This window comes from Lawsonibacter faecis (assembly GCF_014287675.1).
Taxonomy (GTDB): Bacteria; Bacillota; Clostridia; order Oscillospirales; family Oscillospiraceae; genus Pseudoflavonifractor; species Pseudoflavonifractor faecis.
Map to the genome: position 1 here is coordinate 47,610 of NZ_JACOPQ010000005.1, position 23,781 is coordinate 71,390.

The following is a 23,781-nucleotide window of genomic DNA, read 5'->3' on the forward strand; positions in this document are numbered from 1 at the left end:
GCCCCTTCCCGCTATTTTGTTCTGATATCAGCATACCCTGAAAAACCTGACAGGTCGTGTCATGTTTACAAATTTATCATCAAACCCTCCCGGAATGCAATCATTCGCCCGCCCGCGCTGTTTGGATAGGCAGAAGGGAGTTGAAGGCTATGCCCACCGTCCAAGGCATTCCCCTCGCGTTTGAGGAGGTTTTAGACCGCTACGGCGCGCTCGTCTTCCGCCTGGCCTTCCAGGCCCTGGGCAACCGGCAGGACGCGGAGGACGCCGCCCAAGAGGTTTTTGTGGCCCTGGTCCGCGCCGACCCGGCCTTTGCCGACGAGACCCATCTCCGCGCCTGGCTCCTGCGCTCCACCCGGCACCGCTGCAGAAATCTCTCCGGCTCCGCCTGGAGGCGGCACACCGTCCCGCTGGACCCGGAGCTGGATCTGCCCGCCCCCCGGGCGGAGCGGGCGGGGGAGGTGCTCGCCGCCGTGGGGCGGCTGCCCGAAAAGTACCGCACCGCCGTGTACCTCCACTACATTGAGGGGTACACCGCCGAGGAGATCGCCGCCGCCCTGGGCTGCCCCAGGGGAACGGTGCTCTCCCGTCTCATGCGGGCGAGAAAGCTGCTGAAAGAACTGCTGAAGGAGGAATTTGACCATGACTGACGCAATGCTGTACCGGGAGTCCCTCTCCCGCATGACCCCCGGCCCGGACTGGCGCTCACAGGCCCTGGCCGCCATGGATGCGGCGGCGGCCGCACCGGTGCGCCGCCGGACGCCGGTTGGGCCCCTGATCGCCGCCGCGGCCGCGCTGGCGCTGGTGGCGGGCGGCGGCGTGGGCGTCTACCGGAATCTGAACGCCTTCCGGCCCAATGAGTACCCCGGCGGCGTTCTGTCCTCCGCCCCCGGCTATACCGCCGGCACGGGCGAGCTTCCTAAAATTACCCTTTCCGCCGCCCCGGATCTGGGCATGGGCGGCTTCGACGACACTATGGGTATGCTGGTGGTGCGCAGCCCGGAGGAGCAGCGCACCCAAAACCCGACCTTGGGTAATACGGATTATCTCACCGAGCTGCCGGTCTACCAAAACAGGATTCCAACGGAGGCAGAGCAGCTCGGCTGCGCTGAGACGGTGGCAGCCGCCCTTGGGACGGGGATTGCGAGCTATGAGAGCAATCTGTACGGCCAGTACCGCTCCTTCACCTCCAAATGTACCGATGGGACGGATATCTGGCTCAGCAATCTGAACGAATGCTACGTCCTCCTGCCGGAGAGCCTGCCCCTGCCCGGCGGTGCGGAGACCCTGGAGGAGACCGCGCCCCATCTCTGGAGACAGCTCGCACCCCTGTACCCTATGGTCTCGCCCAAATTGGAGGCCACCACCAGCTACGATTTCTACGGCAGGGCCTCCCAGTGGTTCTTCTGGTTTGACGACGACGCAGGGAAGTCCCTGACCGACCGGCTCCTGGACTACTGCTTTGGCCGGGTGGGCGACGTGGGCTGGCACGAGCACACGGGAACCGGGATTTATACCTTCCACCTCCCCTGCTGGCCGGAGTCCGAGGGGGTGCTCTACCCCATCCGCACGGCGGCGGAGGCCGAGGCCGACTTCCGCGCCGGGGACTACCTTGGCGCCGATGTGCCCACCGATACGGCGGCGGCCACCATTCTCTCCACCGAGCTCGTCTACTTTAACCAGCCCTACCAGACCTATATCCAGCCGGTCTACAAAATCACCTACACCCAGGATTACTGGGACGTGTCGCCCGTGCTGGAGCAGTTCCAGCGCAACTACCGGGACGGCGCGGGGGTGGACCCCGAGGTCGAGGCGGGGGTGGACCCGAACCTGGACACCTCCGCATTCTCCAGCGTGAGCTGCGCCTACGTGCCCGCCGTGGCGAAGGCGTATGTGGACATGCTGGACGCTGAATTTCAGTTTAACAATTAGGCGGCTCTGCAGGGCGCCTGCGTATTCCCGCTTTTTTCCGCATAACACAAACCGGCTTGATTCTCAGCAGGCGGGGCGGTCCATAGGGCCGCCCCGCTTCAGCTTATCAAAGAAGCCCCTCGAGACTTCTTTGGGAGAAGGCTGCATGACGGATAGGACTCGATTTCCTGAAAAAAGCCGCCCCATCCCTCATGAGAAGTGTGGTTTCTGAGCCTCGTATCCCCAGAAATGACGAATATTCACTTGATTCCGTCGTCTGCGGACGACGGAGCTCTGCCAGACTTGCTCTGCGGAGGGTTTTTTGACAGGCTGGCCGACCGCTTGACTTTGCTCCAGTTCCGAATTAAAATAGACGGACACGCCGCGAGAGGATTGTATGTCCATGCGGCGGTGCCGGACCGAAACAGACCCGCCCGCGGGCGCTGCGGCGGTCTGACGCTATCCGCCGGGAGGGATTTGAATGATATATCTCGATAACGCCGCCACCACCCAGGTCTGCCCCGAGGCCGCCCAGGCGGCGGTACGGGCCATGACCCGGGACTTCGGCAACCCCTCCTCCCGCTACCCGCTGGGAAAGGCCGCCGCCAGCGCCATGGCCGCCGCCCGCTGGGAGGTTGCCGCCGCCCTGGGCTGCGGGGCGGACGAGGTATTCTTCACCTCCTGCGGCACCGAGGGGGACAACTGGGCCATCCAGGGCGCGCTGGAGCTGGGCAGGCGCAGGGGGAGGCACATCATCACCACCGCCTTCGAGCACTCCGCCGTGCTGGAGCCCTGCAAGGCCCTGGAGCGGGAGGGCTATGAGGTCACCTACCTGAAGCCCGGCAAAAGCGGCCATATCTCTATGGCCGATCTGCGCAATGCCCTGCGGCCCGACACGGTGTTGGTGTCCATCATGCTGGTAAACAATGAACTGGGCACCGTCCAGGACCTCGCCGGCGCCGCCGGGGCCATCAAGGAGGCGGGCTCCCCCGCCCTGCTCCACACGGACGCGGTCCAGGGATTTTTGAAAATTCCCTTCACACCCAAGGGACTGGGGGCGGACCTGCTGACGGTCTCCGGCCATAAAATCCGGGCCCCCAAGGGAATCGGGGCGCTCTATATCCGCAGGGGGCTCCGGTTTCCGCCCCTCCTCCTGGGGGGCGGGCAGGAAAACGGCCTGCGGCCCGGAACGGAGCCCACGGCCCAGATCGCGGCCTTTGCCGCCGCCTGCAGGCTGGGCCGTGAGACCAGAGACGAGTATACGCCGCGTATGTCCGCATTGAAACAATACGCATTGGAATCGCTTTTGAGTGCCCTGCCCGAGCTGAGGCAGGTCGGCGTGGGCGATGCTCCCCATATCCTCTGCCTCACCCTGCCGGGGTATAAGAGCGAGGTGCTGGTGCGGGTGCTGGGGGATCTGGGGGTGTGCGTCTCCGCCGGCTCCGCCTGCCACAGAGGCAGGCCCAGCCATGTCTTCGCCGCCCTGGGTATTTCCAAGAAGGAGATGGACGGGGCCTTTCGGGTATCCTTCTCCCCCGAGAGCACCCGTGAGGACGTGGACGGCCTCCGGGACGCGCTGGTCCGCGCCCGGGAGATGCTGTTCACCACATTGTCCTGACAGGAGGCGCGCGGCGCGGCGGAAACCGGAAGGCCTCCCTCGCCGGGCGCACGTCCTTGGCCGGGCCGACTCCCCTTTCCCAATTCCACAATTAACGTAAATTATATTCGAGGTGTCTATGCTCTCCTATATGAACCGCGGGCGGCTCTTTTATAAGGACGTCGTCACCCTGGCCCTGCCCATTATCGCCCAGAATCTGATCACCGAGTCCCTGGCCCTGGTGGACACCTTCATGGTGGGCTCCCTGCCGGGAGACGCGCCCATGGCGGCGGTGACCCTGGCCAACATCCCCATCTTTGTCATTCTGCTGCTGATCTTTGGCCTCCAGTCCGGGGCGTCGGTTCTCATCAGTCAGTTCTGGGGCAAGGGGGACACCGACTCCATCAACCGGGTTATCGGCATAGGAGTCTACGCCGCGGGAGCCATTACCTTAACGTTCGCCCTCATTATGTTCTTTTTCCCGGTGCAGTTCATCGGCCTCTTCTCCAATAACGACGAGATCGTCGCCATCGCCGCCGAGTACGGCCGGATTGTGGGCTTCTCCTACGTCTTTAACTCCATCACTCAGGTCTACCTGGGGGCCCACCGCTCCATGGAGAACCCCAAGCTGGGCCTGGCGGTGCTCAGCGTGTCCATGTGCTCCAACACCTTTCTCAACTGGGTCTTCATCTTCGGCAACCTGGGCGCCCCGGCCCTGGGCGTGGTGGGCGCGGCGGTGGGCACGCTGTGCGCCCGCATTCTGGAGTTCATCGTCATGGCGGTCTACGCCGTGTGCAACAAGCGCTTCCGCTTAAAACCCGCCCTCCTGCTCCGGCCGGGCAGGGAACTGATGAAGAGCTACGCCCGGTACTCCACCCCCGTGGTCCTCAACGAGACCATGTGGGGCCTGGGGACCTCCCTCTACCCCACCATCATGGGCTATATGGCCGGCTCCACCGAAATTCTGGCGGGGTATGCCATCTCAGGCAACATCGAGAAGGTCTGCACCGTGGTGGTCTTCGCCATCGCGGGCACGGCGGCCATCATCGTGGGACGGGAGATCGGCGCGGGCAGGGCCTCCACGGTCTACGATACGGGCAAATGCCTCAATACGCTGGCCTTCCTGACCGGGCTGGCCGTGGGGGCGGCGGGCATCCTGGGCGCCCTCTTCTTCGTCAGCCCCGTGGTCTACCCCCTCTTCGGCCTCTCCCAGGAGGCCCGGGACATCGCCACTATGATGCTTATCGTCACCTTCGCCTTCCTCTCGGTCCGCTCCTTCAACTCCACCAACATCGTGGGCGTGCTCCGGGGCGGCGGGGACGTGCGGGCCGCCACCATTACCGACCTCATCCCCCTGTGGTGCTTTGCCCTGCCCCTGTCCGCCGTCTTCGGGCTGGTGCTGCATCTGGACATCTTCTGGGTCTATATGGGCATCTCACTGGAAAATGTGCTGAAGTTTTTCCTGGGCGTGCGTCGCTTCCGCTCGGGCGCGTGGATTCACGACGTCACCCAAATCAGCTATCGGAAGGCGGAGGTCTAGCATGAAAATCACCGTTTTGATGGAGAATCACGCCCCCGACGCTCTCGTCTGCGAGCACGGGCTCTCCCTCCACATGGAGTACCGTGGCCGCAACGTCCTGCTGGACGCGGGAGCTTCTGGCCGCTTTGCGGAGAATGCCGCCGCCCTGGGGGTGGACCTCTCCGCGGTGGAGCTGGCCGTCCTCTCCCACGGCCACTGGGACCACGCCGACGGCCTGGGGGCCTTTTTTGAGGCCAACGCCCGCGCCAGGCTCTATGCCCGCCCGGCGATACTGGAGCCGGAGTGGCTGGACGCGGGGGGTGAGCGGGAGTTCATAGGCGTGAACCCCGCCCTGCTGGAGCGGTATGCCGCCCGCTTGGACCTGGACGACGGGCCGCGGGAGATCCTTCCCGGCCTCCATCTGGTCCCCGACGCGGTGGCCCACGAGCAGTCCCTGGTGGCCGAGACGGCCCGGGGGCTGGTGGTGATGAATTCCTGCTGCCACGCGGGGACCGGATACATCGTCAGAGATCTGCTGGAACGCTTTCCGGGACAAAAGGTGCACGCCGTCCTGGGCGGCTTCCACCTGATGGGTCTGCGCAGCCCGGACTCCCTGGGCGTGGCCCCCGGCATCGTGAAGAATCTGGGGCGCTGGCTCTGCGGCGAGATGGGCGTGGAGCAGATCTATACCGGCCACTGCACCGGCGGCCCGGCATTTGCCCTCTTGAAGGAGGAGCTGGGGGACAGGGTCCACCATTTGCAGACGGGCGACACCATAAGCTTTGAGGATTGACGCGCTCTGTATGAACGCCGGGCGGCCCAAAGGGCCGCCCGGACTTTTTGATTTCAAAGGGGCCGCGAGGAGGAGCGCTCCGCAGGCGGCGGGTGCGGCCTTGGGAACAGGAGAACGCTGTGTTTTAGCAATCCGCGGCAGATTCTGCTGCATTTTCGCCCGTTCACAAATCATTTACATCCTGACTATTGACATTGTAAGGGGATGGTGGTAAATTTACGTTAGCACTCAGATGATATGAGTGCTAAATCTTGTGTGGAGGGGGGACTGGAATGGAATTGACGGAGCGCAAAAAGCGTATTCTAAGAGTGGTCATTGAAAATTACATTGAGACCGCCGAGCCGGTGGGCTCCAAGACCATCGCCGAGTCCTCCGGCCTGGACATCTCCTCCGCCACCATCCGCAACGAGATGGCCGACCTGGAGGAGCTGGGCTATCTGGAGCAGCCCCACACCTCCGCCGGCCGCATTCCCTCCCCCAAGGGCTACCGGCTCTACGTCAATGAGCTGATGGACGACTACCGTCTGTCCATCCAGGAGACCCAGCGCATCAATCAGGCCCTCCATTTAAAGATGGCGGAGCTGGACCGGGTCATCGACCAGGCGGGGCGCATCGTCTCCCAGCTTACCCAGTACCCTGCCTTCGCCCTCTCCTCGGGCATGGAGCGGGTGACCATCCGCCGCTTTGACCTGCTGATGGTGGAGCGCAGCGCTTTCATCATCGTGGTCATGACCGACACCAACGTGGTGCGCAACCGCCTGGTGCGGCTCCCCTCGGATTTGAGCGAGCCCCAGCTCCAGCTTTTGAACACCCTGCTCAATACCACCTTCACCGGCCTTACCCTGGAGCAGATTACCCCCGAGCTCATGCGGGTAGCCCAGCACGCGGCCGGTGAGTCCTACGGGCTCATCTCCCTGGTGGTCTCCTTCGCCATCGAGGTGCTGGAGGAGCTGGAGCACCGGAAGGTGCACACCTCCGGCATTGCCCATCTCCTCGAGCACCCCGAGTACCGCAGCCTGGAGAAGGCCCAGACCCTCATGAGCTATCTCTCCGAGGACGCAGACCCCGCCCGCTTCCCCATCCCCAAGGGGGACCCCATGAGCATCCTCATCGGCCCGGAGAACGTGGCCGAGGCCCTCAAGGACACCAGCGTCGTGGTGGCGAGCTACGACATCGGCGAGGGGATGCGGGGCGTCATCGGCGTGGTGGGACCCACCCGGATGGATTACGCCAAGATTACCGCCCGCCTCTCTTATCTGGCCCAGGGGCTGTCCAGTCTCTTCGGCCGGGGCGAGCTGCCTCCCAGCGCGGATGATAAGAATGACAAGAATTAGGAGGCTCCACATAGGATATGAGTAAGAAAGACAAGGAAAAGGCCCAGGTCCCCGAGGAGGAGACCGTCCAGACCGAGACCGCCGCGGAGAACCAGGGCGAGGCCGGGCAGGCCGCAGCCCCCGACGCCGCCGAGCTGACCGCCGCCCTGGCCCAGGCCGAGCAGGCCATGACGGCCCTTAAGGACAAGGAGGACCAGTTCCTCCGCCTGGCCGCGGAGTACGATAACTTCCGCCGCCGGAGCCAGAAGGAGAAGGAGTCCGTCTGGGCCGACGCCAAGGCGGAGACCGCCCTGGCGTTCCTCCCCGTGTACGACAACCTGGAGCGGGCCCTCAAGTCCCCCTGCGGCGATGAGGCCTACGCCAAGGGCGTGGAGATGACCATGAATCAGCTCAAGGAGGTTCTGACCAAGCTGGGCATCGAGGAGATTCCCGCCCTGGGCGAGACCTTCGACCCCAACCTCCACAACGCGGTGATGCATGTGGACGACGAGTCCGCCGCCGAGAACACCATTGTCGAGGTCTTTCAGACCGGGTTCAGGGCGGGAGACAAGGTGGTCCGGTTTGCGATGGTGAAGGTCGCAAATTAGGGTGAGGCGCCCGGCGCCCGTGAGCAGGGCTCAGCCCCGCCGGGAAGGGCGTGAGGCGCAACAGCCCGAGTTACTCTGTTAAAAACAATCTTTTATATAGGAGGACAACATTATGTCTAAAATTATCGGTATCGACCTTGGCACCACCAACTCCTGCGTCGCCGTTATGGAAGGCGGCGAGGCTGTCGTCATTCCCAACGCGGAGGGCAACCGCACCACCCCCTCCGTCGTGGCGTTCTCCAAGGACGGCGAGCGCATGGTGGGCCAGGTGGCCAAGCGTCAGGCCATCACCAACCCCGACCGCACCATCTCCTCCATCAAGCGCGAGATGGGCTCCAACTACAAGGTCAACATCGACGGCAAGAGCTACACGCCCCAGGAGATCTCCGCCATGGTGCTGGGCAAGCTGAAGGCCGACGCGGAGGCCTATCTGGGCCAGACCGTTACTGAGGCCGTCATCACCGTGCCCGCCTACTTTACCGACGCCCAGCGCCAGGCCACCAAGGATGCCGGCCGCATCGCCGGCCTGGAGGTCAAACGCATCATCAACGAGCCCACCGCGGCCGCTCTGGCCTACGGCGCGGACAAGGAGTCCGACCAGAAGATCATGGTCTACGACCTGGGCGGCGGCACCTTCGACGTGTCCGTCCTGGAGGTGGGCGACGGTGTCATCGAGGTCCTGGCCACCGCGGGCAATAACCGCCTGGGCGGCGACGACTTTGACAAGGCCGTCATGGACTGGATGGCCGCCGAGTTCAAGAAGACCGAGGGCGTGGACCTCACCGGCGATAAGGTGGCTATGCAGCGCCTGAAGGAGGCCGCCGAGAAGGCCAAAATTGAGCTCTCCGGCGTCACCTCCACCAACATCAACCTGCCGTATATCACCGCCGACGCCACCGGCCCCAAGCACCTGGATCTGACCCTCACCCGGGCCAAGTTCAACGAACTGACCGCCAGCCTGGTGGAGGCCACCACCGGCCCCGTACGCCAGGCCATGAGCGACGCGGGTCTCTCCACCTCCGACCTCCACAAGGTCCTGCTGGTGGGCGGCTCCAGCCGTATCCCCGCCGTGCAGGAGGCCGTGAAGAAGATTACCGGCGTCGAGGGTTTCAAGGGCATCAACCCTGACGAGTGCGTGGCCATGGGCGCCGCCCTCCAGGGCGGCGTGCTGGTGGGCGACGTGAAGGGCCTGCTGCTGCTGGACGTCACCCCCCTCAGCCTGGGCATTGAGACCATGGGCGGCGTGATGACCAAGCTCATTGAGCGCAACACCACCATCCCCGCCAAAAAGAGCCAGACCTTCACCACCGCCGCCGACAACCAGACCAGCGTCGAGGTCCATGTGCTCCAGGGCGAGCGTGAGATGGCCCAGTACAACAAGACCCTGGGCCGCTTCAACCTGGACGGCATCGCCCCGGCCCGCCGCGGCGTGCCCCAGATTGAGGTCACCTTCGACATCGACGCCAACGGCATCGTGAACGTCTCCGCCAAGGACCTGGGCACCGGCAAGGACGCCCACATCACCATCACCTCCTCCACCAACATGTCCAAGGAGGACATCGACAAGGCCGTCAAGGAGGCCGAGCAGTTCGCCGCCGAAGACGCCAAGAAGAAAGAGGAGATCGACGTACGCAACCAGGGCGACCAGATGGTCTACCAGACCGAGAAGGTCATGGAGGACCTGAAGGACAAGATTGACGCCGGCGACAAGGCCACTCTGGACGCGGCCCTCAACAAGCTGAAGGACGCCCTCAAGGGCACCGACGTGGAAGCCATCAAGACCGCCACCGAGGAGCTTTCCAAGGCCTTCTACCCCATCAGCGAGAAGCTGTACGGCCAGGCGGGCGCCCAGGGCCAGCCCGGAAGCGACATGGGCGGCGCGGACTTCGGCGGCGCAGCGGCCGGAGCGGCCGATGCGGGCGACCCCAATGTGGTGGACGCCGACTATCAGGTTGTGGACGACGACAAGAAGTAAGATGTGAGAAGTAAAAGATAAAAAGCTGTCTGCGTGGGGACGGAAGATTTCTTTCGTCCCTCGCAGACTGTCTGGATTTGTCTCCTCAGCTTTTTATCTTTATTTCTTCTGCCTTTTACTCTCACCGGAGGTGAACGATATGCCAGACCAAAAACGAGATTATTACGAAGTCCTGGGCGTGGCCAAGGGCGCGTCGGACGACGAGATAAAAAAGGCCTACCGCAAGCTGGCCAAGCAGTACCACCCGGATCTGCACCCGGACGACAAGGTGGCCGAGGGAAAATTCAAGGAGGTCAACGAGGCCTACGAGATCCTGTCCGACAAGGACAAGCGCGCCAAGTACGACCAGTTCGGCCACGCGGGTGTGGACCCCAACTTCGGCGCGGGCGGCGGGTACGGCGGCTTTACCGGAGCCGATTTCGGCGACTTCGACCTGGGAGATATCTTCGGCTCCTTCTTTGGCGGCGGCTTTGGCGGCGGGGGCGGCGGCCAGCGCCGCAACGGTCCCCAGAAGGGGGACACGCTCCGCGCCTCCATCACCATCACCTTTGAGGAGGCCGCCTTCGGCTGCGAGAAGGAGGTCACCCTCTCCCGCAGCGAACAGTGCGAGACCTGTCACGGCTCCGGCTGCGAGCCGGGCACCACGGCTGAGGTATGTCCCGACTGCCGGGGCACCGGCACCATCCGCATCCAGCGGGGCGGCGGCGCATTCTCCTTCGCCACCACCGCCCAGTGCCCCAAGTGCGGCGGCACGGGCAAAATCATCCACAGCCCCTGCAAGACCTGCGGCGGCCAGGGCGCGGTGCGCAAGCAGCGCAAGATTACCATCCAGATCCCGGCCGGTATCGACAACGGCCAGGCCGTTTCCCTCCGGGGTCAGGGCGGCGCGGGCAAGAACGGCGGTCCGGCGGGTGATCTGGTGATCTCCGTCACCGTCCGCCCCCACGAGTTTTTCAAGCGGGACGGCACCTCGGTCTACTTAGACCAGAGCGTCTCCTTTCTCCAGGCGACTCTGGGGACGGAGCTGGAGATTCCTACCATCGACGGCAAGGTGAAGTGGACCCTGCCCGAAGGGACCCAGACCGGCACCACCTTCCGCCTGCGTGGCAAGGGCATCCCCAGCGTCAACGGCCGGGGCCGGGGCGACCAGTTTGTCACGGTCAACGTCCAGGTGCCCAGGAACCTGAGCCGGGAGCAGAAGGACGCCCTGCGCGACTACGCCCGGGCCATGGGTGAGCTGCCCGGCGAGGAAGAGGACGAGGGCCTGAAAGGTTTCTTTGACAAAAAGAGAAAAAAGAAATAAAATAAGGGGTGGCATATTTGCCGCCCCTTTTCTTTTTTGTGTTTTGAACGGCAATCGGGCGGGGATAGTGTTTAAGAACGCGCCAGCGACCTTGCTCCATAGGACTCCGCCGCCCCTCTGCACGGCGCGCGGGCCGATCCCCGCGCCGTTTTTCCCGGCTTGTTTTCAAACATCTTTTCCATTTTTCTATTCTGGAGGTACCCTATGGCCGGCCTCATTCAACAGCTTCAGGACAATGTCCTTCGGTACATCACGCCCGCCATCATCTTCCCCGTTCTGCTGCTGGCGGCCATCTTCTGCTTTTTCGCCTACTACTGGTACGCCATGTGCCCCAAGGAGGGCACGCTGGAGTGGATCTCCATGGCCAGCCGCAAGCCCAGGCCCTTCACCTTTGCGGGCAAGCGGCACCCCATGACCAAAAAGGACGCGCTGCCCCTGCTGCTGCTGACAGCGGTCTACGCCTTCTCCGCATTCTGGAGCCTGGGGTCCTTCACCGCGCCGCAGTCCTTCGCACAGCTCCCAGCCGGCAGCAGCGCCACCTTCTCGCTGAAGGAGGAGGCCGACATCACAAGCCTGATGTACTACACCGGCCTCAACACCGGCGCCTACACCCTGGAGGCCTCTGCCGACGGGGAGAATTGGGTCTCCCTCTGGGCGAAGACGGACGACGGCGGCAAGGTGGAGTCCTACTACTGGGCGGACGGCACGGGCTACTCGCCCAGCAAGGCGGTCAGCCAGAAGTACTCCCTGCTCTTCAAGTGGCAGGAGATTGTCCCCACGGCCCCGGTCCATGCCAAGTTCCTGCGCATCACCGCCATCCCAGACAGCGGGAAGGACTGGCTGGAGCTGGGCGAGCTGGCGCTCTACGGCGCGGACGGCGAGCTGCTCCAGGTGGCCTACACTGACGGCAGCGCCGCCGCCCTCTTCGACGAGCAGGGCACCGTCCCCGCCATGCCCACCTGGTACAACTCCGGCTATTTTGACGAGATCTATCACCCCCGTACGGCCTATGAGCACATCCGGGGCATCTATCCCTATGAGATTACCCACCCGCCCCTGGGCAAGCTTATCATGAGCCTGGGGATCCAGATTTTTGGCATGACCCCCTTCGGCTGGCGGTTTATGGGCGCCCTCTTCGGCGTGGGGATGCTCCCCCTGCTGTATGTGTTCCTGAAAAACCTCTTCGGCAAGACGGCAGTCGCGGCCTGCGGCACCGCCCTCTTCGCCTTTGACTTCATGCACCTGACCCAGACCCGCATCGCTACCATCGACACCTACGGCGTTTTCTTTATCCTGGCGATGTACTTCTTTATGTACCGCTATCTGACCCTCCCCGCCGGGACCTCCTTTAAGAAGGGCGCGCTGCCCCTCTTCCTCTCGGGCCTCATGTGGGGCATCGGCGCCGCCAGCAAGTGGACGGTCATCTACGGGGCGGCGGGTCTGGCCCTGCTCTACTTCATCGGCCTCTACTTCAAGCTGCGGGACTGGCCTCAGGACGAGGGCGCGCCCCGGTTCGGCCCCTGGCTCGTCAAGACGCTGCTCTTCTCCGTCCTGTGCTTCGTTCTCATCCCGGCGGTGATCTACACCCTCTCCTACATTCCCTACGCCCTGGCCCGGGACGGACTCACGCTGGAGAATCTCATCCGGCAGATGTGGGAGAATCAGAAATATATGCTCACCTACCACCAGGGCGTCCACGATGTCCACCCCTACGAGTCCCGCTGGTACCAGTGGCTGGTGGACGGGCGGCCCATCCTCTACTATCTGGACAGTACCTCGGGCGCGTCACAGGGGCTCAAGTGCGCCTTTGCCTCCTTCAATAACCCGGTGGTCTCCTGGGCGGGCCTGCTGGCCATTCTGGCCTGCGCAGCCCAGGCCTTCCGCCGCAAGTGGGCCAAGGCGTCCTTCTTCCTCGTCACCGCCGCAGGGGCGGCGACGGCCCTTGTCAAGGTGAATGGCATCCTGGACGCCTCGCTGGAGTCCTATGTCCGCACCCGGAACCTGGCGCTCATGATACTGGGCGTGGTCCTCTATCTGGCCTTCGGCGCCCTCGCCATCCACGCCTTCCCCCAGTACTCGGCCAAGGCCCTCTTCATTGTGGTGGGGTACCTCTCCCAGCTGGTGCCGTGGCTGCTCATCGGCCGCACCACCTTCGCCTACCACTACTTCCCCTCCGTCATCTTCCTGGTGCTGGCCATCTGCTATGTCTTCAACGATCTCATGGAGCGCAGGGCCAAGGGCTGGCGGATTGCGCTCTACGGTCTGACCGGGACGGCCATCGCTCTCTACGCCGCCTTCTACCCCGTGCTGGTGGGCATTATGGTGCCCACCTGGTACACCGACAGCTTTATCCGCTGGCTGCCCAGCTGGCCCTTTTAGGCGCGGACATTTTCTCCGGAAAATGTGGTATTACGGCCGCGCCTCCCAGGGAGGGGCCAGTCCCCACTGGTTTGATACTCCCCTGCCCTGCGGGGTGAAATCAAGGATTGCATCTCTTATGGAGGTATTTTATGTTCCTCGCCGACTACCACACCCACACCCTTGTCTCCCCCGACAGTCAGGCCTCCATCTACGATATGGCGGCGGCGGCCTCGGCTGCCGGGCTGCGGGAGCTGTGCATTACCGACCACTGCGACCTTCTGAGCCTGGAGGGTGATCGACAGCTCACCTTCGACTGGGAGCCCAGCCTTGCCCAGTTCGACGAGGCAGAATTTTTTGCCGACCCCAATCTCGTCCTGCGCCTGGGGCTGGAGCTGGGCAGCGCCCACGTCTGTCCGGAGGCCGCGCGGAACATTCTGGACCGGCCCGGGCTGGACTTCGTCATCGGCTCCCTCCACAACCGCTCGGAAGCCGCCGGGGGCGGGGACTACTACTGTGTGGAGTACAGCAGCCCCCAGGTCTGCCGCGACATTCTGGACGACTACTTCACCAATATGGAGGCTCTGGTCCGCCTTCCCGACTGCTACGATGTGCTTGGCCACATCATCTACCCCCTGCGGTACATGGTCCGGGACGGACAGAGCGTCTCTCTGGAGCACTGCTACGGCCGTCTCCGCGCCATTTTCCGCGCAGCCGTGGAGTCGGGCCGGGGCATTGAGTTTAATACCTGGTGCGGACGCACCGTGGAGGAGTGGCGGCCTGTCCTGGCCCTCTACCGGGAGGCGGGCGGCGAAATCGTCACCACCGGGTCCGACGCCCACGCCCCGGAGAACGTGGGCAAGGGGCTGGCGGACGCCTGCGGCCTTTTAAGGGATATGGGCTTCCGCTACCTGACCACCTACAAGGGCCGCAAGCCGGCCTTTGTCAAGCTGTAAGATAAACCAGACGAAATATATACGGAGGTATCATTATGATTGCATTAGGCAGCGACCACGGCGGATACTCGCTTAAGGAGCACATCAAAGCTTACCTTGAGGCCAAGGGGATTGCCTTTAAGGATTTCGGCACCCATTCCACGGACAGCTGCGACTACCCTGAGTTCGGCCGGGCGGCGGCCGAGGCGGTGGCAAGCGGCGAGTGCGAGCGCGGCATCGTCGTCTGCACCACCGGTATCGGCATCTCCATCGCCGCCAACAAGGTCCACGGCGTCCGCTGCGCCCTGTGCAGGGATCTGCTGTCCGCCCAACTCACCCGGCGGCACAACAACGCCAATATGCTGGCTCTGGCCGGCGGCTTTACCGGCCCCTTCGAGGCCGAGCACATCGTGGACGCCTTCCTGACCACAGCGTTCGAGGGCGGCCGCCATGAGCGCCGCGTCAACGCCATCGAGGAGTGAGCAAAGGCGGTCCCGATTCATTGAATCGGGACCGCCTTTTACAGATACGTGAGAAAAATTTCCTCCAGGCTTGTCTGCCGGATGCGGGGCGAGAGGTCGTCCGCCAAGGCCTCCAGATAGGTCCGCACCGCGGAAGAATCCAGACCAAGCAGGGCGCAGAGCCTCCCGGCGGCGGCGCCCAGACATGCCGGCCCCTCCCGGCTGAAACGCTCCGCCAGGAGGGCGCGCTCCCCGTCCGTCACGTTCAGCTTTGCCACGTCTCCCCCCACCAGGGCCAGGCCCAGGGCGTTGACGGCAACGCTCTCGCAGAGGTTGATGAGCAGGCCCCGGTAGTCCCTGCAGTACGCGCCCAGGAGGGCGCGCACATATTGGGGGGCGAAGCAGTTGAGAATGCGGTTCTCCATACAGAGCTGCTCCAGATAATGGTTGACATAATCTATTCCCTGCAGATCCTCCGGCACCGGACGGCCGAGCTGGTAGTCAATGTCACAGGGGACCTGGTGGGCGAAGAAGCGGTAATCATACCGGCCCCAGAACCCGCCGATGCTCCGCAGCGTGTCCCGAAGGGACAGGTTCTCCACCTGGGGCAGACTGCCGCAGGTCCCCTTCCAGAGCTGTTTTCCGCGGGCCAGCTTGTCCCGGATAACCGCCTCCCCATCGGCAAAGCGCTCCTCCAGGCTCTCTCCCCGCCCCTGCTCCAGGGTGAAGCGGACCGAGGCGAAGAGCTCCAGGGCCAGGGCCCTGGGCACCGAGCTGCTGTCGCCGCCGGTATACAGGGCGACCCGCCGGGCCAGAAGCCGCCACAGTGCGCCCTCGTCCCGGTTCTCCCCCCTCTCCGGCACAAGCTCACTCCTCATAGCAGCCCTCCTCTGCGCCTATCCCATCCCCCGCTTCTTCCGCCTCCCAGCCCCGCAGCCGCCTGCACAGCAGGGCCAGCTCGGTCCCGGCCAGGGCCTCCAGCGAGCCCCGGCACCAGCCGTTGTAGGCGCCGCGCATGTGGGCGATCAACTCGTCGTCGGAGAGGCGCTCACCGGACTCGTTTTTGTAAAAATAAAAGATGTCCTGCAGCTCGGTCAGCGTCTCCTCATAGTGGGCCTGGTCCAGATAGGGGGAGTCCCGGAAGGCAAAGACCAGCTTCTTTAAAACGCCCTCTCCGAATTCCACCCGATCCGCGTCCCGCAGGGCCTGAACCCGCCGTTCCGCCAGGGCCAGCATCTGCCGGTTCGTCAGCGCCAGGCCGTACTCCGCCGTCGCCCGGTTGCACAGCTCCAGGTCCCGAACCGTTCCCGCCGCCAGGCCCTCTGTCGGCATCATATCCTCCATACCATCCCTCCTCTCATACTATATACACCTTCCGGGCGGCCAGGTACAGACTTGAAATTTTGCCCGATTTGTGGTAATATAGGCATAGAAAAAATGAAAGAATCTTTAAAGCGGCCCGGAACGCATACGCGTTCCGGGCCGCTCAGGCTGTCAAAAAACCTCCGCGGAGAAAGCCTCGCAGAGCAGCGTCGTCCGCAGACGACGGAATCAATTTTAAATCCGTCATTTCCGGAGACATGCGCCCCGGAAATGACGCTTCTCATGACGGATACGGCAATTTTTTCCATAAAATGAGCCCCTTCCGTCAGCAGGCGAAAAGGCCCGGAGCGCATATGCGCTCCGGGCCTCTCATATTGATATCTTTAGCCGCATTTGGAGTAGCCGCAGTTGCGGCAGGTGACGCAGCCGCCCTCGTGCTCCATGGGGCTGCCGCACTCGGGACAGTACTTGGCAAGCTTCGCCTCGGCGGGGGTCATGCCGGGCCGGGGGATGATGGGCTCCCCGGGGACCACGGCGGACAGGGGAGACGGACAGGGGGGCAGGGCGCTGCCGCTCTGGGATGCCTTCACCACCCGCTCGATGGCCTTGGCGATGGCGTCGGGACAGGAGGTGACCGGCACGCCCTTCTGCCTGAGGCACGAGGGGCAGCGGATGCCCTTGAGCTGGTGGATGAGCTCGTCGCCGTCCACCCCGGCCCGGAGGGCGATGGACACCAGCCGTGCGGTGGCCTCGGACTGGGAGGGACAGCCGCCGGCCCTGCCGGTGTTGGTGAACACCTCGCAGATGCCGTTTTCGTCGTAGTTGACGGTGATGTAGAGGTTGCCGCAGCCGATCTTCACCTTTTCAGTATATCCCATGGTCACCGCCGGGCGGGGACGGGGCTTGATGTTGCGCATGACGCAGGCGCCGTTCTCGCACTCGGCGCTGAGGACGGCCTCCTCATAGGTCTCTGCCCTGGGCTCCTCCCTGCCGCCCGCCACCTTGCCGATGTTGAGCACCTGCTCGTCCCGGCTGCCGTCCCGGTAGATGGTGGTGCCCTTGCAGCCCAGCTTGTAGGCCAGGGTGTAGACCTCGGCCACCTCCTCCCGGGTGGCGGAGTTGGGGAAGTTCACCGTCTTGGAGACGGCGTTGTCGGTGTACTCCTGGAAGGCGGCCTGCATTTTCACATGCCAGATGGGGGAGACGTCGTGGGCGCAGACGAAGACCCTCCTGATCTCCTCTGGGATGCCCTCCACATGCTGGAGGCTCCCCTGCTCCACGATCTGCTCCATCAGCTCTTCAGAGTACACGCCCGCCTCGGTGAGCCTGTCCTTTAGAATCTGGTTGGTCTCGATGAGATGGGTGTTGTCCATGACATTGCGGATATAGGCGTAGGCGAAAACAGGCTCCACGCCGGAGGACACCCCGGCGATGATGGACAGCGTGCCCGTTGGGGCGATGGTGGTGACGGTGGCGTTGCGCAGGGGCCTGCCGTTCTGGTAGATGCTCTCGCCGAAGAGGGGAAACGCGCCCCGGGTCCCGGCCAGCTTCTCGCTCTCCTGGTGGCCGACGGCGTTTACCAGCTCCATGACCTCCTTGGCCTGGGCCACGCCCGCCTCGCTGTTGTAGGGGATGCCCATATAGAGGAGCATATCGGCAAAGCCCATTACGCCCAGGCCTATTTTCCGGGTGGCGCGGGTCATCTTGTCAATCTCATCCAGGGGGTATTTGTTGACCTCGATGACGTTGTCCAGGAAGTGGACCGCCTTGCGGATGGTGTCGCCCAGCTTCTTCTTGTCCAGTACGTACCTGCCGCCGGACTTCTTCAGGTGGGTCACCAGATTGATGGAGCCCAGGTTGCAGGCCTCGTAGGGCAGGAGCGGCTGCTCGCCGCAGGGGTTGGTGGACTCAATCTCTCCCATGGAGGGCACCGGGTTGTCCCGGTTGAGCCGGTCCAGGAAGATGATGCCGGGCTCGCCGGTCTGCCAGGCGGATGCCACCACGGTCTCGAAGACCCTGCGGGCGTTCAGCGTGCCGGTGACCGTTCCGGTGGCCGGGTCCACCAGGTCGTACTCCCCGCCCTGCTCCACAGAGCGCATAAAGGCCTCGGTGAGGCCCACGGAGATATTGAAGTTGTTGATCTCATGGGTGTCGTTCTTGCAGCCGATAAACTCCATGATGTCGGGGTGGTCCACCCGGAGGATGCCCATGTTTGCCCCCCGGCGGGTGCCGCCCTGCTTCACAGCCTCAGTGGCGGCGTTGAAGACTTTCATGAAGGAGATGGGGCCGCTGGCCACCCCGCCGGTGGAGTTCACCGTGCTGCCCTTGGCCCGGAGCCGGGAGAAGGAGAAGCCGGTGCCGCCGCCCGACTTGTGGATGAGGGCGGCATTCTTGATGGCGTCGAAAATGTCCTCCATGGAGTCGGCCACAGGCAGGACGAAGCAGGCTGAGAGCTGGCCCAGGGGTCGGCCGGCGTTCATCAGCGTGGGGGAGTTGGGCAGAAAATCCAGACCGGTCATCATGTCGTAAAAAGTCCGGGCTGTGGCGTCCACGTCGGCCTTGGGGTCAAAACGGGCGTCCGCGGCGGCAATGGCGCCGGCCACCCGGTGGAAAAGCTGGTCCACCGTCTCGGTGGGCTGTCCATGCTCGTCCCGGATGAGATAGCGCTTCTCCAGGACGGCTCTGGCGTTTTCAGAAATGGGCATCTACGATCTTCCTCTCTCAGTGTCATCGAAAAACAGCCCGCCGCAGGCAGCCCCTTGTCCGCGGCATGGCTGTTTATAGTCGCACAATATATTGTAGCATGTCCCAAATCAAAGTCAACATCTTGTTCCTTGCTTTCAGTATAGAAAATTGATATGATTATGACGGCAGAAATCTGCGTAATGCATAGGGGGTGAAGGGTTTGCGGGTGTACAATACGGGGCGGCCGCCCGAGCTGCCGCCCACGGCGGCCCACCGGAGGCGTTTCAACCGCATGGGCTGGGCCCTGGTGGTGTTCATGCTGGGACCGATGGCGGTCCAATATGTTCCCGCCGTGATACTCTCCCTGCTGGCCCCCCAGGCGCTGGGCGAGAGCTGGGTGGTATGGGTCCTGTCGGTCCTCTCCCAGTATTTTGTGGGCTTCTCCGCGGCGGCCCTCCTGCTCCTGTCCGTCCCCGCCGCCCCCACGGGCGGGGAGGGGCCGCTCTCCCCGGTCGGCTGGCTCAAGGCTCTGGTGGTCTCGGTGGGGGTCCTGATGGTCTCCAACCTCCTGACGATCTTCCTCATCAGCCTCCTGGACACCCTCCGGGGCGTTACCAGCACCAACCCGCTGGACGCCTCCCTGGCGGACTACCCCATGGCGCTCACCCTCCTGTCCACATGCGTGCTGGCTCCCGTCTTTGAGGAGCTCTTCTTCCGCTCCCTCCTGCTCAAGCGGCTCAGGCCCTACGGCGCCCGGTTCGCCGCCTTCGCCTCCGCCCTGGCCTTCTCCCTGATGCACGGCAACCTCTACCAGATGCTCTACGCCTTTACCCTGGGGCTGGTCTTCGCCTGGGTGGTACTGCGGACGGGGAAGGTATGGCAGACCATCGCTCTCCACGCCGCGATCAACCTCCTGGGCGGCGGATTCCTGACCGCGCTTCTCGGGGAGGCCGGCACGATGGCCGCAGGCCTTCTCTACCTGGGGTGTACGGTGGGGGGCGCCGTCCTCCTGATCCGCCGCCGGTACGAGCTCTCCCTGCCCCGGGGCCGGGAGGATATGACCGAGGGGGGGAAATGGGGGCTCTTCCTTCTCAATCCGGGCATGATTATGTTCTGCATCGCCGCGTGCGGCTTTGCGGTGCTGTTTTTGCTGTAGGGCGTATCCCGCGGCCTCAATTCCCCCGGGGGCTTTGCGGGCCACGGCGCGGCAGTCCGTCCCCCATACGGGTACTGGCATAAAAAGAGGCGCGGCATCAGCCGCGCCTCTTTATTCAGCCGGTTTTTAAACCCCACCCAGGGTGAAGCCGCCTGTCCCGCCGGACAGGCCGTCCTTATCCAGCATCCGCTCCAGCACCTCCACGTCGGTGGTGATATCCATCGCATCGTCCTGGAAGAGCTTGTCGAGCTGCTTCTCAAAGCCCTCCACCACCTTATCCATCATGCCCTCGATTCGCTCCTTGGCGGCCCGGATGTTCTCACCCTCGATGCCCTGAGCCTCCATCTGGGCGTAGGCCTTGAGAATTTTCAGCGTGGTGGGCAGATAGTAGCTCAAAAAGCTCCTGAGCTGGCTGTTCTTGTTGGGGTTCTTGCGCTGGTACTCCAGAATTTTGCTGGTAATCTCGCCGATACGGTCGATTTTGGCGCTCATCACCGGGTCGGCGATGGCGTCGTTGGTCTGCTTAATCTCGCGGAGGATCGCGTCGTCCTCCTCCGCGCTGCGGGTGGGCTCCTCCACCTCCTCGACCTCTTCCTCCTGGACGGGAACCTCTTCCCGGATTCCCTCGTCAGATAGGATAAGGCGGCCACTGCTCATGTCCAGATAGCCGGTGGGGATGTACCCCTCGTCCAGCATCTCCTGAAGGTCGTCGCAGGCGGTGTGGTAGCTCACCGGCATGGCCTGGGCCAGGGTGGCGATGGAGATGGAGTCCCGCTTGCCGATGAGAGCCAGATACTTGCGGAAGCGCTTGGCCTTCTTGCTGCGCTGCGCGCCGCAGACCAGAAGCACCACGCCCAGGCCGGTGAAGCCCAGCAGCGGCGCCATAGCCGCCAGGGTGCCCAGCAGCCCCTCGGAAAACAGGATGGCGGGGAAGCTGACGGCCGAGATGAAGCCGAAAATACCCGTGAGAATGCCGCCCCAGATGGTCATGCCCTTGCCCTTGTTGAGATCCACGTTCTTGCGCCGCTTCTGGTAGGGCACGCCCTGCATCCCCGGCTGCTTGCTCCGGCCCCGGCCGGCGTAGGACTGCCTGCCCGCCGCCTGCTGGCTCTGCTGCTGCCCCGCCTGCTGGCCGCCCTGGTACTGGTAGCGGTACTCGTACTTATAGTTGTACCCGCCGCGGTCGGTCCGAGCGCCGCTCTGGGCGGAGGAGGCTGAGGACGAGGCCCCCGGCTTAGCGGAGGAGGCGGAGGAGCCGGCGCCGGACGCGGAGGAGGAGGGCTTGTAGGGTCCGGCCCCGGCGGCGGCGTCCTGCTGGATATCGTAGGGATGCCGCTGCTGGTAGCGCCTGTTGGTCCCGCTTCCCACACTGTTCCCCGTCAGCTTGCGGAAGAGCAGAAAAAGACCCACCGGCCAGAACATGACCAGTGCGGCCACCACGATGATCCAGGAGATCAGTTCGCTGTTGTCGTTATCGCCGCCGTTGTAGCCGCCGCTGCTGTCGTAGTTGTACGCCATGAAGAGCGCCCTCCTAAATAATCCGTCAGCGGGACCGGGGCCCCGCATAAACTCGCTGTACCCATATAGTATCACGTCTATGGTAAAAAGAGATTGATTTTTTCTTTAAAAAGATTAAAATTTACGGTCGGGACATAAATAGAGACCCGACAACGCCGGTAGAGATTATGATACAACGAATCCACCGGAAAGTAAAGGGTCTCGCCGCCCCGCCCGCGGGCGGTTACAGGGGTAAATTCCCACTCCGCAGCCCGGCATTTTCCCCTGTAACCAATCTGTAATTGCTTTTTTTCACAAAACACCATATAATGTACCCTGTCTTAGTATTTTCCACCGGATATTTGGAGTGATTTCATATGGACAACACAGAGGGCAAACGCGTCATGCCCAAAAACGGAATGCCGAAGGGCGCAAAAATTGCCGTCATTGTCATAGCGGCGGTTCTGGTCCTGCTGGTCGGAGGCTATCTGGCACTGTGCGGCTATGTCAGCTCCTCAGACCGCATTCTGCCGGGCACCTCCGCCGACGTGGGGGGCGATCTGTCCGGCATGACCCGGAACCAGGCCGAGGAGGCCGTCCGGGTGGCCGCCGAGCTGCTCTACGGCGACAAGGTTATCAGCGTCTCCTACCCCGGCGGCTCCCAGCGGCTCTCCGGCTCCGTGGTCACGGTGGACGCCGCGGCCGCGGCCGACCAGGCCTACGCCCGGGGACGGGAGAACGGTTTTCTGGGCCTGGGCTTCGCCTGGCTCTCCTCCCACGGCAATTCCCTGGTCGTCACCGCCGCCGCGGAGCTTGCCCCTGGCGGCGAGGAGACCCTGCAGCGCCTGATTCATGACATCGACAGCGACATCAGCTCCACCCTCACCGAGACCACCTACCACGTCACCGACGACGCCCTGGTGCTCCGTAAGGGCACCTCCGGCGTCAGCGTCAGTCTGGACGCCCTGCGGGAGCAGCTTCTGGAGGCCCTCTGGGCCGGGAAGGACAGCGTGGAGCTCACCCCTGAGGTCACCGCCCCGGAGGAGCCCGACTTCGAGGCCATCTACCGGGAGGTCTACGTGGAGAGCGCCGACGCCTATCTGGATAAGGCGACCAAGGAGATTGTCCCGTCGGTCACCGGCGTCAGCTTCGACATCGCCGCCGCCCGGGCACTGCTGGAGCGCACGGAGGAGGGGGAGACCTGCAGCGTCCCCCTGGCCCTCAGCGAGCCGGCCCTCACCGGCGCCAAGCTGGAGGAGAACCTCTTTAAAGACGTGCTGGCCGAGACCAAGACCTGGTGCTCCGGCCCCGCCAGCCGCCGGACCAACATTGACCTCGCCTGCAGCTTTGTCAACGACACGATTCTCCTGCCCGGCGAGACCTTCTCCTACACGGAGCTCTGCGGCCCCTATACCACCTCCAACGGCTATGGCAAGGCCACGGCCTACGTCCAGGGCAAGTCGGTGGACACCACCGCCGGCGGCATCTGCCAGCTCTCCTCCACCCTGTACTGGGCCACACTGGTGGCCAATCTGGAGACGGTGGAGCGCTCTCAGCACGCCTACAACACCGGCTACCTGCCCATCATCGGCACCGACGCCACGGTCTATGACACCTATCCCGACTTCAAGTTCAAGAACAGCACCGAGTACCCCGTGAAAATCGAGTGCTACCGGGACAAGAGCAACAACCTCCATGTGACCATCCTGGGCACCAGCAACGGCATCCACGGCGAGCCCTTCAACAAGGTTTTGGCCACCGAGGCCGCCCAGACGGTCTACGAGGCAAACGACGCCAAGGTCGCCCCCGGCGGCGAGCCCATCAAGGACACCGAGCGCACCGCCTACAACGGCATCACCGTGGAGGTCTACCTCCGTCTGGTGGACGACGAGGGCAACGAGGTCGAAACCAAGTTCCTCCACAAGGACAAGTACCGTTCCCGCAACGGCGTGTACTTCTATAACAGCGCCGACGCGGCACGGCTGGGCATCGACCCCGCCACCGGCCTGCGCAACCTCACCCCCGTGGTGGACCCCAGCCCCTCGGTGGAACCAACGCCCGTCCCCAGCACCGATCCCGCTGTGCCGACGGATCCCAATATGCCCACCGAGCCCACCCCCCCGCCGGGAACGGACCCGGGCGCCGTGCCCACAGACCCCGCGGTCACTCCTCCCCCCAGCGAGTCTCCGGCGGGTGAGAGCCCGGTCCCCTCTGAGGAGCCCTCTCCCACCCCGTCCGAGAGCCCCGCGCCCTCCCAGGACGTGCCCGAGGGGATTCCCACCATCCCCCCGGCGGATGCCGAGGCATCCCCCGCCGCGTAGTGTTCTCAGCGCCCCCGTCCGCCGGACGG

Annotated in this window: 18 protein-coding genes; 14 read left to right on the forward strand and 4 right to left on the reverse strand. The window is 63.8% G+C overall.

The genetic code is table 11. From position 1 onward, the window contains the following. The first annotated feature begins 149 nt into the window (after positions 1-149). The 12 genes from H8S62_RS07610 (at position 150) to rpiB (ending at position 14,791) form a co-directional block, all read left to right on the forward strand. Complete coding sequence (locus H8S62_RS07610) at positions 150-647, forward strand: RNA polymerase sigma factor (RefSeq protein ID WP_155152104.1); 498 nt, start codon at positions 150-152, stop codon at positions 645-647. Next, positions 640-1,929 (forward strand): hypothetical protein, encoded by a 1,290-nt coding sequence (locus H8S62_RS07615; protein WP_186918930.1) that lies wholly within the window; start codon positions 640-642, stop codon positions 1,927-1,929. The genes H8S62_RS07610 and H8S62_RS07615 overlap by 8 nt, the downstream gene beginning before the upstream one ends. 460 nt (positions 1,930-2,389) lie before the next feature. Then, on the forward strand, positions 2,390-3,526 hold the full coding sequence (locus H8S62_RS07620) for a cysteine desulfurase family protein (protein ID WP_186918931.1): 1,137 nt from the start codon (positions 2,390-2,392) through the stop codon (positions 3,524-3,526). Between the two features lie 118 nt (positions 3,527-3,644). Further along, entirely contained in the window at positions 3,645-5,045 is a 1,401-nt protein-coding gene (locus H8S62_RS07625; protein WP_155147775.1) for an MATE family efflux transporter, read from the forward strand. A gap of 1 nt (position 5,046) precedes the next feature. Then, a complete protein-coding gene (locus H8S62_RS07630) occupies positions 5,047-5,817 on the forward strand; it encodes an MBL fold metallo-hydrolase (protein WP_186918932.1) in 771 nt (256 codons plus the stop codon). A 272-nt stretch (positions 5,818-6,089) separates the two neighbouring features. After that, positions 6,090-7,151: a heat-inducible transcriptional repressor HrcA gene (hrcA, locus tag H8S62_RS07635; RefSeq protein ID WP_155147771.1), complete on the forward strand. Its 1,062-nt coding sequence runs from the start codon at positions 6,090-6,092 to the stop codon at positions 7,149-7,151. 17 nt (positions 7,152-7,168) lie between these two features. Further along, positions 7,169-7,738, forward strand: a complete 570-nt coding sequence (grpE, locus tag H8S62_RS07640; RefSeq protein ID WP_186918933.1) for a nucleotide exchange factor GrpE — start codon at positions 7,169-7,171, stop codon at positions 7,736-7,738. A 112-nt stretch (positions 7,739-7,850) separates the two neighbouring features. Beyond that, a complete protein-coding gene (dnaK, locus tag H8S62_RS07645; RefSeq protein ID WP_155147768.1) occupies positions 7,851-9,713 on the forward strand; it encodes a molecular chaperone DnaK in 1,863 nt (620 codons plus the stop codon). 139 nt (positions 9,714-9,852) lie between these two features. Beyond that, positions 9,853-11,016 (forward strand): molecular chaperone DnaJ, encoded by a 1,164-nt coding sequence (gene dnaJ / locus H8S62_RS07650; protein WP_155147766.1) that lies wholly within the window; start codon positions 9,853-9,855, stop codon positions 11,014-11,016. A gap of 204 nt (positions 11,017-11,220) precedes the next feature. After that, positions 11,221-13,395 carry a phospholipid carrier-dependent glycosyltransferase gene (locus tag H8S62_RS07655; RefSeq protein WP_186918934.1) on the forward strand — a complete coding sequence of 725 codons (2,175 nt, stop codon included), beginning with the start codon at positions 11,221-11,223 and terminating at the stop codon, positions 13,393-13,395. Positions 13,396-13,526: 131 nt separating this feature from the next. Beyond that, positions 13,527-14,330, forward strand: coding sequence for a histidinol-phosphatase HisJ family protein (locus tag H8S62_RS07660; RefSeq protein WP_155147762.1), 804 nt, complete (start codon positions 13,527-13,529; stop codon positions 14,328-14,330). Positions 14,331-14,365: 35 nt separating this feature from the next. Further along, positions 14,366-14,791, forward strand: a complete 426-nt coding sequence (gene rpiB / locus H8S62_RS07665) for a ribose 5-phosphate isomerase B (RefSeq protein WP_186918935.1) — start codon at positions 14,366-14,368, stop codon at positions 14,789-14,791. A 38-nt stretch (positions 14,792-14,829) separates the two neighbouring features. Here rpiB and H8S62_RS07670 read toward each other — a convergent pair whose 3' ends face one another. From H8S62_RS07670 to H8S62_RS07680, 3 genes are all read right to left on the reverse strand, one after another. Continuing rightward, entirely contained in the window at positions 14,830-15,648 is an 819-nt protein-coding gene (locus H8S62_RS07670; protein WP_186918936.1) for a DUF6179 domain-containing protein, read from the reverse strand. Further along, positions 15,638-16,114, reverse strand: a complete 477-nt coding sequence (locus tag H8S62_RS07675; RefSeq protein WP_186918937.1) for a DUF6323 family protein — start codon at positions 16,112-16,114, stop codon at positions 15,638-15,640. The genes H8S62_RS07670 and H8S62_RS07675 overlap by 11 nt, the downstream gene beginning before the upstream one ends. Before the next feature lie 362 nt (positions 16,115-16,476). Next, on the reverse strand, positions 16,477-18,798 hold the full coding sequence (locus H8S62_RS07680) for a vitamin B12-dependent ribonucleotide reductase (protein WP_186918938.1): 2,322 nt from the start codon (positions 18,796-18,798) through the stop codon (positions 16,477-16,479). Positions 18,799-19,004: 206 nt separating this feature from the next. On the opposite strand from H8S62_RS07680, the gene H8S62_RS07685 reads away from it, so the two are divergent. After that, on the forward strand, positions 19,005-19,934 hold the full coding sequence (locus tag H8S62_RS07685) for a CPBP family intramembrane glutamic endopeptidase (RefSeq protein WP_341481034.1): 930 nt from the start codon (positions 19,005-19,007) through the stop codon (positions 19,932-19,934). A 126-nt stretch (positions 19,935-20,060) separates the two neighbouring features. On the opposite strand, the gene H8S62_RS07690 is transcribed toward H8S62_RS07685, so the two are convergent. Then, positions 20,061-21,452, reverse strand: coding sequence for a 5-bromo-4-chloroindolyl phosphate hydrolysis family protein (locus H8S62_RS07690; RefSeq protein ID WP_186918939.1), 1,392 nt, complete (start codon positions 21,450-21,452; stop codon positions 20,061-20,063). Between the two features lie 356 nt (positions 21,453-21,808). On the opposite strand from H8S62_RS07690, the gene H8S62_RS07695 reads away from it, so the two are divergent. Continuing rightward, positions 21,809-23,752: a VanW family protein gene (locus H8S62_RS07695; protein ID WP_186918940.1), complete on the forward strand. Its 1,944-nt coding sequence runs from the start codon at positions 21,809-21,811 to the stop codon at positions 23,750-23,752. Positions 23,753-23,781 lie beyond the last annotated feature (29 nt).